This window comes from Streptococcus sp. 27098_8_82 (assembly GCF_041431615.1).
GTDB classification, from domain to species: Bacteria; Bacillota; Bacilli; order Lactobacillales; family Streptococcaceae; genus Streptococcus; species Streptococcus sanguinis_K.
In genome coordinates, this window is sequence record NZ_JAPVYB010000003.1 from 194,274 (window position 1) to 208,779 (window position 14,506).

Here is a 14,506-nt window from a genome sequence, read left to right on the forward strand (position 1 = left end):
TATAGCCATGAAAAAGAAATTATTCAATGAAAGTCAAGGAGTTTTGTTTTTATGAAACAAAGTAAAATGTTAATTCCAACCCTGCGTGAGATGCCTAGCGATGCTCAAGTTATCAGTCACGCTCTGATGCTGCGGGCTGGCTATGTCCGTCAGGTTTCAGCTGGGGTCTATTCTTATCTGCCGCTGGCCAATCGCGTGATTGAAAAAGCCAAAAGAATTATGAGGGAAGAGTTTGACAAGATTGGTGCAGTGGAGATGCTGGCGCCGGCCCTGCTCAGTGCAGACCTCTGGCGCGAGTCTGGCCGTTATGAGACCTATGGTGAAGACCTCTACAAGCTGAAAAATCGTGAGAAATCCGACTTTATCCTAGGGCCAACCCATGAGGAAACCTTTACGGCTATCGTCCGTGATTCGGTTAAATCCTATAAACAGCTGCCACTTAATCTCTATCAGATTCAGCCTAAATACCGTGATGAAAAGCGTCCTCGTAACGGGCTCTTGCGGACGCGTGAGTTTATCATGAAAGATGCCTACAGTTTCCACGCTAACTATGACAGCTTGGATGTAGCTTATGATGAATACAAGTCTGCCTATGAGAAAATCTTTACCCGCAGCGAACTGGATTTCAAAGCCATTATCGGCGATGGTGGTGCCATGGGGGGCAAGGACAGCCAAGAATTCATGGCTATTACGCCAGACCGGACAGATTTGAATCGCTGGGTTGTCTTGGACAAGTCTGTAGCCAGCTTTGATGAGATTCCTGAGGATGTTCAGGAGGCTATTCGGACAGAATTGACCAGCTGGATGGTATCTGGTGAGGATACCATTGCCTACTCCAGTGAGTCTAGCTATGCTGCCAATCTTGAAATGGCGACGGATGAATACAAACCAGCAGGACGTGTCGTGACTGAGGAAGAAGTAGCCCGTGTTTCAACGCCTGACTGCAAGACCATTGACGAAGTTGCTGCCTTCCTTGGGTTAGATGAAAGCCAGACAATCAAGACCTTGGTTTACATGGCTGACGAGTCTCCTGTCGTAGCACTTCTGGTCGGCAATGACCAGCTTAATGAAGTCAAGCTGAAAAATTATTTGGCAGCGGATTTCTTTGATGTGGCGAGTGAGGATGAAGTCCGTCAGCTCTTGGGAGCGGGATTTGGCTCGCTAGGGCCAGTCAATCTGCCAGAAGGCGTGAGAATCATTGCTGATCGTAAGGTGCAAGATCTGGCTAACGCTGTAGTTGGCGCTAACGAAGATGGTTATCACTTGACCGGTGTCAATCCAGGCCGTGACTTTACCGCTGAGTATGTGGATATCCGTGAAGTTCGTGAAGGTGAAATTTCACCAGACGGCCAAGGTGTCCTCAAGTTTGCTCGCGGGATTGAGATTGGGCATATCTTTAAGCTGGGAACTCGCTATTCTGACAGCATGAACGCTAATGTTTTGGACGAAAATGGTCGAGCAGTACCAATGATTATGGGTTGTTACGGTATCGGCGTCAGCCGTCTTCTGTCTGCTGTTATGGAGCAGCATGCTCGCCTCTTTGTCAATAAAACTCCTAAGGGCGAATTCCGCTATGCTTGGGGCATCAACTTCCCGAAAGAGCTGGCACCATTTGATGTGCACTTAATTCCGGTCAATGTCAAGGACGAGGAAGCCTTGACTCTAACAGACCAAATCGAGGCTAACTTGCTAAGTGCTGGTTATGAGGTCTTGGTGGATGATCGCAATGAGCGCGCTGGTGTTAAGTTCAGCGACAGCGATTTGATTGGTCTCCCAATCCGTGTGACAGTTGGTAAGAAAGCTGCAGAAGGCATTGTCGAAGTCAAGATTAAGGCTACTGGCGATACCATTGAAGTCCACGCTGATAATTTGCTAGAAACCTTGTCTATTTTGACAAAATAAAACAAACTGCCAGTTTTGTCTGGCAGTTTTCTTTTGCTAATTGGAGGTGAAAATGCTATAGTAGGAAAAAATAGATTGGAGGACCGAATGATGGGATTATTCAGCGGTTTATTAGGCAATGCCTCTCAGAAAGATATTGAAAAAACAGAAAGACAATTGGAGGATATTCTGACAACAACAGAGAATGTGGAACTGGCTTTTAGTCTCATTCGCGACTTGATTGTCTTTACAGATAAGCGATTAATCTTGGTCGACAAGCAGGGAATGACTGGCAAAAAGACTTCTTATAAGTCCTTTCCTTATCGCTCTATCAGTCGCTTCTCAGTAGAAACAGCTGGGCATTTCGACTTAGATGCTGAGCTGAAAATCTGGGTTTCCAGCGCTCAAGAGCCAGCAGAAGTCCTGCAATTTACCAGCGATCGCAGCGTCATCGCCATCCAAAAAGCCTTAGCGGAAGCAGTCTTAAGATAGACAGAAAAAGCCTTCTGAGTATTAACTGTAAAGTTAAATCACTCAGAAAGCTTTTTTATTCTTCTTTAAGTCCTTGCCCCTTCAAAAAATCAAAGACAACATCCGGTTTATCTTGGAGTTTCCTGAAGAAAGTTTGACTACTTTCAGAGTCACTTGCTGACTGAATCAGCTGTTCTTGATTTATTTTGCTGAGGTCAAAGTCAAAAATGGCTATAGCTTTTTTCTTGTCTTCAGAAATTTTAAGATGAATTTTAAGTCCTTTTAGCTTTTCTTGATTTTCAATCATGGGACTTTTTTTAAGATCTTCTCTATAGGATTTCGTTAATTCTTCGACGCTCATTTTTTGATTTTCTTCAGGGATGGCCTGGCTGGAAATGAGCTGGAAAGATAGGATCTTGTCTTTAGTATAGAAAAGTTTGACTGAATTAGTATAATACTCATCGATTTTTTTAGAAAAAGTTTTCGTCTTCACCTTTTCTTCTTTAGCTTTGCTTTGACTCTGATTTTGCTTGGGTTTGTTTTCTTGCTTATGCTGATTAGGCATACTGCAGGCAGTCAGGGTCAGCAGACAAGCGCTGGCAAATAGAATTTTCTTCACAATTAAGACTCCTTTTGATAAATGTTTTTTCTATTATATCATAACTTATCTCCAGAAGAATGTCTTGATAATTGTGCAGGACTCGCGCTTTGCCCTACTCTTTTTCTGTCGAAAAAAGTGCTGATTTATGGTAAAATAAGGTCACTACTGTACGAGGAAATGTCATGTCAAACAAGTTTGAAATTTTAATGCATCAGCTGGATATGCCACTGGAAATGAGAAATTCAGAGGCCTTTTTGAATGCTGAAATTGAGAAGGTTCTGGTCCACAAGGTCAGTCGGGTCTGGGAGTTTCATTTTTCTTTTGAGAATATTCTGCCCATTGAGATTTTTCAGGAATTGCAGAAACGCCTAGCTCAAGAGTTTTCGAAGACAGGCAATCAAGCTATTTTTGAAATTCACTGTCAGGCTCCCCAGGTATCGGATGAGATCTTGCAGGCATATTACCAGCTGGCCTTTGAGGAAGGTCCATGTGCCAGCCATGGCTTCAAGAGTCTGTATCAGGATTTGCGGGTTCATTTGGATGGGGACAAGCTGCTGATTGAGGGGGCTTCGACCATTGATACGGAGCATTTTCGCAAGAATCACCTGCCCAATCTCAGCCAGCAGCTGATCAAGTACGGCTTTCCTCAGTTGACCTGTCAGGTTCAGCACAGCGATGAGCTGACCCAGCAGCAAGCGGAGAATTTCCAGGCGGAGAATGATAAGATTGTCCAGGCGGCCAATGAAGAGGCGCTCAAAGCCATGGAATCCCTGCAGCAGATGGCACCACCGCCAGAGGAAAAGCCGGCTTATGACTTCCAAGCTCGCAAGGCGGCGGCTAAACCAAAGCTAGACAAGGCAGAGATTACCCCTATGATTGAAGTTCAGACTGAGGAAAATCGTCTGGTCTTTGAGGGAATGGTCTTTGACTTGGAGCAGAAGGTCACTCGGACCGGCCGGGTCTTGCTCAATTTCAAGATGACAGACTACACTTCTAGCTTTTCCTTGCAGAAATGGATGAAAAATGAAGAAGAAGCCAAGAAGTTTGACATGATTAAGAAAGGCGCCTGGCTGCGCGTGCGCGGAAATGTGGAGATGAACAATTTCACCCGCGACCTGACCATGAATGTGCAGGATGTGCAGGCCGTTACCCACTATGAGCGCAAGGATTTGATGCCTGAGGGCCAGAAGCGGGTTGAGTTTCACGCCCATACCAATATGTCTACTATGGATGCCCTGCCTGAGGTGGAGGAAATCGTGGCAACGGCCGCCAAGTGGGGCCACAAGGCTGTCGCCATTACCGACCATGGCAATGTGCAGAGCTTTCCCCATGGCTACAAAGCTGCCAAGAAAGCTGGTATCCAGCTGATTTACGGTATGGAGGCCAATATTGTAGAAGACCGAGTGCCTATCGTCTACAATGAAGTGGACATGGAGCTGAGCGATGCGACCTATGTTGTCTTTGACGTGGAAACGACGGGGCTTTCAGCGGTCTACAATGACTTGATTCAAGTCGCTGCTAGCAAGATGCACAAGGGCAATATCATCGCTGAGTTTGATGAGTTTATCAATCCGGGGCATCCTCTGTCGGCCTTTACGACGGATCTGACCGGGATTACAGATGAGCATGTCCGCAATGCAAAGCCACTTGAGCAAGTGCTGAAAGAGTTTCAGGAATTTTGCCAGGACAGTGTCCTCGTTGCCCATAATGCCACCTTTGACGTGGGCTTTATGAATGTCAACTATGAGCGGCATGGCCTGCCGAAAATCACTCAGCCAGTCATTGACACGCTGGAATTTGCCCGCAACCTCTATCCGGAGTACAAGCGGCATGGCCTAGGGCCTTTGACCAAGCGTTTCCAGATTGCTCTGGAGCACCACCACATGGCCAACTATGACGCGGAAGCGACGGGCCGTCTCCTCTTTATCTTTATCAAGGATGTGGCTGAGAAGCATGGTGTGACCAATCTCAAGGATTTGAATACGGATCTGGTCGATGAGAATTCTTACAAGAAGGCACGTGTCAAGCATGCGACCATTTATGTGAAAAATCAGACGGGGCTCAAGAATATTTTCAAGTTAGTCAGTCTGTCCAATACTAAATATTTTGAAGGTGTCCCGCGGATTCCACGGACCGTGCTGGATGCCCATCGTGAAGGCTTGATTCTGGGCTCAGCCTGTTCAGAAGGCGAAGTCTATGATGCCGTTGTCTCTCAGGGAGTGGATGCGGCTGTCGAAGTAGCCAAGTATTATGACTTTATCGAGGTCATGCCGCCGGCTATCTATGAGCCGCTGATTGCCAAGGAGCAGATCAAAGACCAGGAAGAACTGCAGACCATTATTCGCAATCTGATTGAGGTCGGCGATCGCTTGGGCAAGCCTGTCCTTGCGACGGGGAACGTTCACTATATCGAACCGGAAGAAGAGATTTACCGTGAAATTATCGTCCGCAGTCTGGGTCAGGGAGCCATGATTAACCGGACCATTGGTCACGGTGAAAATGCCCAGCCGGCTCCGCTTCCTAAGGCTCACTTCCGAACCACCAATGATATGCTGGACGAATTTGCCTTCCTAGGCGAGGATTTGGCTAAGAAGCTGGTCATTACCAATCCGAATCAGCTGGCGGAGACCTTTGAGCCGGTCGAGGTGGTCAAGGGCGACCTGTATACGCCTTTCATTGACAAGGCCGAGGAGACAGTTGCCGAGCTGACCTATCAAAAGGCCTTTGAGATTTATGGCAATCCGCTGCCAGATATCGTGGACTTGCGGATTGAAAAAGAGCTGACCTCTATCTTGGGGAATGGCTTTGCCGTGATTTACCTGGCTTCGCAGATGCTGGTGCAACGCTCCAATGAGCGGGGCTATCTGGTAGGATCGCGGGGGTCTGTCGGATCAAGTTTTGTTGCGACCATGATTGGGATTACCGAGGTTAATCCTCTGTCGCCCCACTATGTTTGTGGCAAATGTCAATACAGCGAGTTCATTACGGACGGCTCCTATGGTTCTGGATTTGATATGCCGGATAAGGACTGTCCAGAGTGTGGTCACAAGCTGAGCAAGAACGGTCAGGATATTCCGTTTGAGACCTTCCTTGGATTTGACGGGGACAAGGTACCCGATATTGACTTGAACTTCTCCGGAGAGGATCAGCCGAGCGCCCATTTGGACGTGCGGGATATCTTTGGTGCGGAGTATGCCTTTCGGGCTGGAACCGTTGGTACCGTTGCGGCTAAGACGGCCTATGGATTTGTCAAGGGCTATGAGCGCGACTACGGGAAGTTCTACCGGGACGCCGAAGTTGAGCGTCTGGCACAGGGAGCGGCCGGAGTCAAGAGGACGACTGGACAACACCCGGGCGGAATCGTTGTTATCCCTAACTACATGGATGTTTATGACTTTACACCGGTCCAATATCCAGCTGACGATGTGACGGCCGAGTGGCAGACCACCCACTTTAACTTCCACGATATCGATGAAAATGTCCTCAAGCTAGACGTTCTGGGACACGATGATCCGACCATGATTCGGAAGCTTCAGGACTTATCTGGCATTGATCCTAATGACATTCCTATGGATGACTCTGGTGTCATGGCCCTCTTTTCTGGAACAGACATTTTGGGTGTGAATCAGGAGCAAATCGGCACGCCGACTGGTATGCTGGGGATTCCGGAGTTTGGGACTAATTTTGTACGGGGCATGGTTGATGAGACCCATCCGACAACTTTTGCCGAGCTCTTACAGCTATCTGGTCTCTCTCATGGTACGGACGTTTGGCTGGGCAATGCTCAGGACTTGATTAAGCAAGGGATTGCCGACCTGTCTACCGTTATCGGCTGTCGGGACGACATCATGGTTTACCTCATGCACAAGGGCTTGGATCCTAAGATGGCCTTTACGATCATGGAGCGCGTGCGGAAGGGCCTTTGGCTGAAGATTTCTGAAGAAGAGCGCAATGGCTACATCGCAGCCATGAAGGAAAACAATGTGCCAGAGTGGTACATCGAGTCCTGTGGAAAGATCAAGTACATGTTCCCCAAGGCCCATGCGGCAGCCTATGTTATGATGGCCCTGCGGGTGGCCTATTTCAAGGTGCATCATCCGATTTATTACTACTGTGCTTATTTCTCCATCCGGGCTAAAGCGTTTGATATCAAGACCATGAGTGGCGGACTTGATGCCGTCAAGCGTCGGATGAACGAAATTGCTGAGAAGCGTAAGAACAACGAAGCCTCCAATGTAGAAATTGACCTTTATACGACTCTGGAAATCGTTAATGAAATGCTGGAGCGGGGTTTCAAATTCGGAAAGTTAGATCTCTACAAGAGCCATGCAACGGAGTTTCTCATCGAAGGAGATACCCTTATTCCACCATTCTCCGCTATGGACGGTCTGGGTGACAACGTTGCCCGCCAAGTGGTCAGAGCTCGGGAAGAAGGCGAATTCCTCTCCAAGACAGAGCTCCGCAAGCGCGGCGGTCTCTCTAGCACCCTAGTCGAAAAAATGGACGATATGGGTATCCTAGGTAATATGCCCGAGGATAACCAGTTAAGTCTCTTTGATGAGTTTTTCTAAAATATAGAAAGAGGTTTTTATGAAACTTACCATTTCCGCTCAGGATAAGCCAGAACAAGGAGTTTTTGATTACCAGCTGGATCTTGACCCAGATACGATTTTGAAAATGACTGCCTTGATTTGCGGCACAGTGGCAGCGGTTAGCCTACTGTCCCTGTTTAAAGAGAAATAACAAAAGAAAAGGAGAAGCAGCATGGTTCTGCCAAATTTTAAAGAAAACTTAGAAAAATACGCTAAACTATTGGTTGCCAATGGTATCAATGTGCAGCCGGGTCACACGGTGGCGCTCAATATTGATGTGGAGCAGCGTGAGCTGGCTCACTTGATTGTCAAGGAGGCCTATGCTCTGGGTGCTCACGAGGTCATCGTCCAGTGGGCGGATGATTTGACTACGCGGGAGAAATTCCTCCATGCGCCGATGGAGCGCTTGGACAATGTTCCAGACTATAAGGTGGCTGAGATGAACTATCTCCTCGAAAAGAAAGCCAGCCGCTTGGGCGTTCGTTCATCTGATCCGGGGGCTTTGAATGGCGTGGATGCTGAGAAATTATCAGCTTCTGCTAAGGCTATGGGCATAGCCATGAAGCCGATGCGGATCGCAACCCAATCCAATAAAGTCAGCTGGACAGTCGCTGCAGCAGCCGGTACAGAGTGGGCTAAGAAGGTCTTTCCAAACGCAGCCAGTGATGAGGAAGCGGTAGACTTGCTTTGGGATCAGATTTTCAAAACCTGCCGTGTCTATGAGGATGATCCAGTAGCCGCTTGGCAGGCCCATGAAGAAAAACTCAGCTCAAAAGCTAAGGTTCTAAATGAGGAGCAATTTACTGCTCTGCACTACACAGCTCCGGGGACAGACTTGACATTGGGCTTGCCAAAGAACCACCACTGGGAGTCAGCTGGCAGTCTCAATGCCCAGGGCGAGTATTTCATTGCTAATATGCCAACAGAAGAGGTCTTTACAGCACCGGATTTCCGTCGAGCTGAAGGTTTTGTGACTAGCACCAAGCCTCTCAGCTACAATGGCAACATCATCGAAGGCATCAAGGTGACCTTCAAGGATGGCCAGATTGTGGATATTACTGCTGAAAAGGGAGACCAGGTTATGAAAGATCTTGTCTTTGAAAATGCTGGTGCGCGTGCTTTAGGTGAGTGTGCCTTGGTACCAGATCCAAGTCCGATTTCTCAGTCAGGCATCACCTTCTTCAATACTCTCTTTGATGAAAATGCTTCTAACCACTTGGCTATCGGTGCAGCCTATGCGACCAGTGTAGTTGGTGGAGAGAATTTATCCGAAGAAGAGCTAGAAGCAGCGGGTCTCAACCGCTCGGATGTCCATGTGGACTTTATGATTGGCTCTAACCAGATGGATATTGACGGTATCCGAGAAGACGGCAGCCGTGTAGCAATCTTTAGAAATGGAGACTGGGCAATCTAAGATTTCGAGTTGCCTTAAATGGCGCATTCCATAATGATAGCTTCCACTTGCTTCTTTAGAAGCCTTGCTAGAAATATAGAAAGAAGGGGAATATATGATTGGTAGTATGTTTGTCGGTTTTATCATCGGCCTTATCGCCGGGGCTATTACCAGCCGTGGGGAGCGCATGGGCTGTATCGGAAAAATCCTTTTGGGCTGGTTTGGTTCCTTGATTGGTCAATTTCTCTTTGGCCATTGGGGACCAATGCTTGCTGATACAGCTATTGTTCCATCAGTGCTAGGAGCAGTTATCCTCTTGGCTATTTTCTGGAGACGGGATAGTTAGAATAGAAAAATACCTAGATAGTTTCTATCTAGGTATTTTTGATAATGATATATAAGTTATTTACTCAATCACCAACATGCCGTCTTTGACTGCAAACGGGTCTTTTTCATTGATGCGGTCATAGAACATAATGCCGTTGATATGGTCAATTTCATGCTGAACGACAATGGCGTTATAGCCTTTGAGCTTGATACGATGCTTTTGCCCGTCCTTGTCAAAGTAATCCACTGTCACTCGCGCATGACGAACCACGTAGCCCGGTACTTCTCGATCAACTGACAGACAGCCTTCACCATCGGCTAAGGCTGCATCCTGAACAGAGTGGGCTACAATCTTAGGATTGTACATCAGCGTTTGCAGGCTATAAGCTTCCTTAGGCGGATTGCCCTCTTCGTCGTCAGGGTTGGGAACTAAAACAGCGATGAGCCGTTTAGAAATATCCAGCTGAGGAGCAGCTAGACCAACACCGCCGCGCAGCCCCATTTTTTCTGCCATGACTGGGTCTTGGGAATGCTTGAGAAATTGCATCATCTTCTCGCCCAGAATGATTTCTTGGTCTGATAGAGGGAAGCTGACTTCCTCAGCGATAGCGCGCAGGGTCGGATTGCCCTCGCGGATAATGTCCTTCATATCAATTAAATGGGCTGGTTTGGTTAATCGTTCAATAACAGATGTTTTTTCACTCACAGACATGATTCTCTCCTTTTTCTATCCTTCATCATAACATAAAACCTCCAAGAAATAAAGGCGGGAGCGGTTTTGACTGGCTGGTAGTGCCTGATTTTGAATGAAGCCACAGCGACCCATAATATTCCTGACAAAGAAATTGCGTCTTGGCCCAAAAAACTGTATGATAGAGGTAGTGTGAATTTTAAAGGAAAATAGAATGAAAAAATTGATGGAAAAGGTGAGTATCCTCTCGCTTTCTTTGATTCTGACGACGGCTTTTTCGATTTCCAGTGCCCAGTCGGCCATGTTTGCTTTTTATAAAGGGATTCCAGAAAGTTGGGTAGAACTTCTGGTTTCTTTGCCTTCGGCTGGGATTATGCTGATGTTGCTGTTTAATAGGGTCATTGAAAAATACCTGACAGAGCGTCAGATGATTGTGAGCGGGCTTCTGATTTTTTCACTTTGCGGGCTTCTTCCTCTACTTAATCAGTCTTACTGGCTTATGTTTGTATCTCGGCTTGTCTTTGGGATGGGAATCGGTCTGCTCAATGCCAAGGCTATCTCGATTGTTAGCGAGCGCTACAAGGGACAGGAACGCGTTCGGCTTTTAGGACTGAGAGGGTCGGCAGAAGTAGTCGGGACAGCACTCTTGACTTTTGGAGTCAGTCGACTTCTTCCTCTCGGCTGGCAGGCTGCCTTTCTCGTCTATACCTTCGGACTGGTGGTTTTGGCGCTTTATCTGCTTTTTGTCCCTTATGACAAGATCTCTGAAAAGCAGCAAGAACAGTCTGAATCGACTCCTAAGCTAAGCCAGCAGGATTGGCAGTTGAGTCTAGTTTTTGCATTTGTGGCGGGGGTCATTGTGCTGACTTATATTGCCATCAATGTGCGGGTGCCGGGGATTGTAGAGAAGTCTGGTATGGGAACAGCCCAGATTGCAGGCGTGATTCTTTCCTTGATGCAGTTGATTGGGATTGCAGCGGGTATCAGCTTTGCTAGTTTGACCCGTCTTTTTAGAGATAAATTGCTGATGCTTTCTGGTCTGGTTTTTGGACTGACTCAGATTGTTATTGGCTTCTCACCAAATCTCTTGTCACTCAGCATGGCTACTATTAGTGCTGGCTTTGTCTATAGTGTTGGTCTGACGACCATTTTTTACACCCTGTCCGAGCGCATTTCCGCTCACCTGCTCAATCAAGCCACTTCTATCGTGATTTTAGGCTGCAGTATCGGAGCAACGTCCACTACTTTTATCCTCAGTTTCATTGGGAGATTCTCCAACGCTCCATCCTTTATCTTCAGCGTTTTGGGTCTGACTATGATCCTGACCTCTCTCTTTGTTCTACGATTTAGCAAAGAAAAGAGCGGATTGGCTCCAAAAAGCTAGGAGGTTATACAATGCGTCTGGATAAATTTTTAGCAGAAAATGGTCTGGGCTCACGCGCCCAGGTTAAGCAGCTCCTAAAGAAAGGGCTGGTTTTGGTCAATGGCAGAGCAGAGAAATCACCTAAGACCCAGATTGATGAGGCAGCAGATGACATTGTTGTTTCTGGCCAAAGGCTGATCTATGAGAAATTCGTCTACTACCTTCTCAACAAGCCGCAGGGAGTTATTTCGGCTACAGAAGATGACCATCATAAGACAGTTCTGGACTTGCTGGACGAGACTGCCCGTCAGAAAGAAGTCTTTCCTGTCGGCCGTTTGGATATTGATACCCACGGCCTGCTCCTTCTGACCAATAATGGCAAGTTAGCCCATGCCATGCTGTCACCCAAAAAGCACGTAGAGAAAATCTACCGAGCTCAAGTGGCAGGTCTAATGAACCAAGCAGATGTAGAGCGATTTGCTGCAGGAATAGAACTGAAAGACTTCACCTGTCAGCCAGCTCATCTCAAGATTTTAGAGCTGGACGAAGAAAAAGAGTCTTCTCTCGTAGAAATTACCCTAGCTGAAGGCAAGTTCCACCAGGTCAAGCGCATGGTGGCTGCCTGCGGAAAAGAAGTTACGGATCTTCAGCGCCTCACGATGGGACCCCTACAGTTAGATCCCGCATTGGTTCTTGGAGAGTGGCGGAGATTGACCGAGGAAGAAATACTTTCTTTAGAAATCTTTGGGGTAGAATTGTAAATGAAAAAGCCTGAATTCCTCATACAAAAGGGTTGAAACAGAATCATTTGACAAAGGTAAACCTTCTTGGTAGAATAAGAATGTCGTAATGACAAATAACTTCTTCTTGGTTGCAGGCCATGCCAAACCTGTCACTCGGATGAAGCGTAAAGAAAAGGAGTATATCATGGCAATCTCAAAAGAGAAAAAAAATGAAATCATTGCACAATACGCACGTCACGAAGGTGACACTGGTTCAGTAGAGGTACAAGTTGCTGTCCTTACTTGGGAAATCAACCACCTCAACGAACACATCAAACAACATAAAAAAGACCACGCTACTTACCGTGGCTTGATGAAGAAAATCGGTCGCCGTCGTAACCTCTTGGCTTACCTTCGTAAGAACGATGTTAACCGTTACCGTGAGTTGATTAACTCTCTTGGACTTCGTCGCTAATCTTGCGTTTAAAACGTTTCTATACTTCGTTGACTTCGCCTCGTCGCCTAGTTTATAAACGTTTTATCCAGCAAGAATCATGATGCTAAGGGCGTCAAAAATCCGTATGAAAATAGGGAAACGACACCGTGTTCGATGAACACAAGGAGTTTCATCTTTTTCGCTATGATTTTAGCCCGAGCTCAAATTGGCTCTCTGACTCCAGGGAGCTTTTTCTGTTACGTCACCTTACCTCGATATACCTAAGTATTATCTTCGGTTACGGTTCCTAGCATTGTAAGGAAAAATAAAACAGAAATCTCCCTTCGGGGGAAGTTTTGTAGATGAAACTAACAATTATGAGCAATTTCTTAATACTCAATTGAAAGAAAAAGTCTTTAAATTAGGAAATTTGTTAGAAAGGAGAAGAATATGTCAAAAGATAAAACCTTTGAAGATTCACTTAACACATGCCTCTTTTTTACGGTGAAAAAATTAGATCGTATTTTAAATACTTATGCAGATGTTGCTTTTGCCCCAACAGGTTTGTCACCAACCTATGGTTTCATTTTATTAGCTTTGGAGGAAAAGGATGGGTTAAGACAGAAAGACTTGAGTCAGTTGTTACACTTAGCTCCGTCTACATTGACGCGTTTTATAGAAAAACTGGTCTATAAGCAATTGGTTAGTACCCAAACCCAAGGAAGAGAAACAAGTATTTTCTTAACAGAAAAAGGTCATGAAATGACAAAAGAAGTTAAAAAAAGTTGGGATTCTTTGCATGATAGATATTTTGCGATATTAGGAAAAACGTTGGGTGATGACTTAGCTATTACACTCAATGATGCAGCTGAAAACTTGAAAGAATAGTTATGAAAGAAGGAGTTTCTGCTCTTTCTTTTTATTTATTTTGAAAAAAATCAAGCAAATCAATTGTATGTACAACGAATATATGTTATACTTTTTTTATCCATTAAAGAAATGGAGAAAAAATATGATAACAATGAATGCAATTAAATGGCCTAAAAATGAGTCGGAGGAGTCTAGTGAATTGCTCTTCTTATTTCACTGAAGAACTATATTTGGGGGAGAAAGAGCCGGTTTAGACGAATCAGATATTGCAGCAGTTTATGATTATCTAGAAAGAAGAGAGAAGATTAATATGGATAGAGAACAAGTTCTTTCCTTGCAACACCAGCGTTTTGCAACGAAGCAATATGACCCCAATCGACCTATTTCTGATGAGGATTGGGAAACTCTTGTTGAGGTCGGGAGGTTAGCTCCTTCCTCAATGGGATTTGAACCATGGAAAATGCTTTTATTGAAAAACGAAAGCATGAAAGAGGAGTTAAAATCGATAGCTTGGGGAGCGGTTGCTAGTTTAGAAGCTGCGAGTCATTTTGTTATCTTTCTTGCACGAAAGGGTGTCACTTATGATAGTGATTATGTTAAGGAATTGATGCGAGAAGTTAAGCGTAGAGATTATGACCCAAACTCGGACTTTGCTCAAAGAGTAAAGAGCTACCAAGAGCAGGATGCTCAATTGACGGATGAGCGTTCTTTGTTTGATTGGGCCAGTAAGCAGACCTATATTCAAATGGCAAATATGATGACAGCAGCGACTATGTTAGGGATTGATTCTTGTCCGATTGAAGGATTTGATCGAGCGAAGGTGGAGGCTTATCTAGAAGAGAAAGGTTATCTAGACACAGAAGAATTTGGTGTGTCTGTGATGGCTAGCTTTGGATACCGCAATCAAGAAATTACTCCTAAAACTCGTTGGCAGACGAATGAAATCTATGAAGTGATTGAATAATTAGTGAGGTTAGTTTTAGAGAAGAGATACAGAAAAAACTTTGACCAAGTGTCAAGGTTTTTTTAAAATCTATTTTCTCAAGTAAATTGTTAAGGCCATGTGCAATGACCATGATTGGAAATGCTTATTCTTGTAAGCACGAAGAGCGCTGGTCATACTGTAGAGTTATTTATCATTATCTGAGACACTGTACTC

At 45.6% G+C, this 14,506-nt stretch carries 13 protein-coding genes; 11 read left to right on the plus strand and 2 right to left on the minus strand.

Annotated elements, in window-relative coordinates:
• The first annotated feature begins 51 nt into the window (after positions 1 to 51).
• Together O3627_RS07110 and O3627_RS07115 are read left to right on the plus strand one after the other, a co-directional pair.
• Complete coding sequence (locus O3627_RS07110; RefSeq protein ID WP_125382560.1) at positions 52 to 1,902, plus strand: proline--tRNA ligase; 1,851 nt, start codon at positions 52 to 54, stop codon at positions 1,900 to 1,902.
• A gap of 90 nt (positions 1,903 to 1,992) precedes the next feature.
• On the plus strand, positions 1,993 to 2,373 hold the full coding sequence (locus O3627_RS07115; RefSeq protein ID WP_032905620.1) for a PH domain-containing protein: 381 nt from the start codon (positions 1,993 to 1,995) through the stop codon (positions 2,371 to 2,373).
• 55 nt (positions 2,374 to 2,428) lie between these two features.
• Here O3627_RS07115 and O3627_RS07120 read toward each other — a convergent pair whose 3' ends face one another.
• Positions 2,429 to 2,971 (minus strand): DUF1307 domain-containing protein, encoded by a 543-nt coding sequence (locus O3627_RS07120; protein WP_125382559.1) that lies wholly within the window; start codon positions 2,969 to 2,971, stop codon positions 2,429 to 2,431.
• Positions 2,972 to 3,135: 164 nt separating this feature from the next.
• Here O3627_RS07120 and O3627_RS07125 point away from each other — a divergent pair, with 164 nt between their 5' ends.
• From O3627_RS07125 to O3627_RS07140, 4 genes are all read left to right on the plus strand, one after another.
• Positions 3,136 to 7,524 carry a PolC-type DNA polymerase III gene (locus tag O3627_RS07125; RefSeq protein WP_125382557.1) on the plus strand — a complete coding sequence of 1,463 codons (4,389 nt, stop codon included), beginning with the start codon at positions 3,136 to 3,138 and terminating at the stop codon, positions 7,522 to 7,524.
• Between the two features lie 19 nt (positions 7,525 to 7,543).
• The gene (locus tag O3627_RS07130; protein ID WP_270623578.1) at positions 7,544 to 7,696 is read left to right on the plus strand and encodes a hypothetical protein; all 153 of its coding nucleotides are present in this window, start codon (positions 7,544 to 7,546) and stop codon (positions 7,694 to 7,696) included.
• 21 nt (positions 7,697 to 7,717) lie between these two features.
• Positions 7,718 to 8,959, plus strand: coding sequence for an aminopeptidase (locus tag O3627_RS07135; RefSeq protein ID WP_101771933.1), 1,242 nt, complete (start codon positions 7,718 to 7,720; stop codon positions 8,957 to 8,959).
• Positions 8,960 to 9,053: 94 nt separating this feature from the next.
• Positions 9,054 to 9,284, plus strand: coding sequence for a GlsB/YeaQ/YmgE family stress response membrane protein (locus O3627_RS07140; RefSeq protein WP_002893807.1), 231 nt, complete (start codon positions 9,054 to 9,056; stop codon positions 9,282 to 9,284).
• Positions 9,285 to 9,344: 60 nt separating this feature from the next.
• On the opposite strand, the gene def is transcribed toward O3627_RS07140, so the two are convergent.
• Complete coding sequence (def, locus tag O3627_RS07145) at positions 9,345 to 9,977, minus strand: peptide deformylase (RefSeq protein WP_002902258.1); 633 nt, start codon at positions 9,975 to 9,977, stop codon at positions 9,345 to 9,347.
• A 193-nt stretch (positions 9,978 to 10,170) separates the two neighbouring features.
• Here def and O3627_RS07150 point away from each other — a divergent pair, with 193 nt between their 5' ends.
• The 5 genes from O3627_RS07150 (at position 10,171) to O3627_RS07170 (ending at position 14,311) form a co-directional block, all read left to right on the plus strand.
• Complete coding sequence (locus O3627_RS07150; RefSeq protein ID WP_011837525.1) at positions 10,171 to 11,340, plus strand: MFS transporter; 1,170 nt, start codon at positions 10,171 to 10,173, stop codon at positions 11,338 to 11,340.
• Positions 11,341 to 11,351: 11 nt separating this feature from the next.
• Positions 11,352 to 12,080, plus strand: a complete 729-nt coding sequence (locus tag O3627_RS07155; protein WP_125382554.1) for a pseudouridine synthase — start codon at positions 11,352 to 11,354, stop codon at positions 12,078 to 12,080.
• 166 nt (positions 12,081 to 12,246) lie between these two features.
• Positions 12,247 to 12,516, plus strand: coding sequence for a 30S ribosomal protein S15 (gene rpsO, locus O3627_RS07160; RefSeq protein WP_001018251.1), 270 nt, complete (start codon positions 12,247 to 12,249; stop codon positions 12,514 to 12,516).
• 411 nt (positions 12,517 to 12,927) lie between these two features.
• Positions 12,928 to 13,365 (plus strand): MarR family winged helix-turn-helix transcriptional regulator, encoded by a 438-nt coding sequence (locus O3627_RS07165; RefSeq protein ID WP_125382551.1) that lies wholly within the window; start codon positions 12,928 to 12,930, stop codon positions 13,363 to 13,365.
• Between the two features lie 292 nt (positions 13,366 to 13,657).
• Positions 13,658 to 14,311 carry an NAD(P)H-dependent oxidoreductase gene (locus O3627_RS07170; protein ID WP_125382549.1) on the plus strand — a complete coding sequence of 218 codons (654 nt, stop codon included), beginning with the start codon at positions 13,658 to 13,660 and terminating at the stop codon, positions 14,309 to 14,311.
• Positions 14,312 to 14,506: the final 195 nt, after the last annotated feature.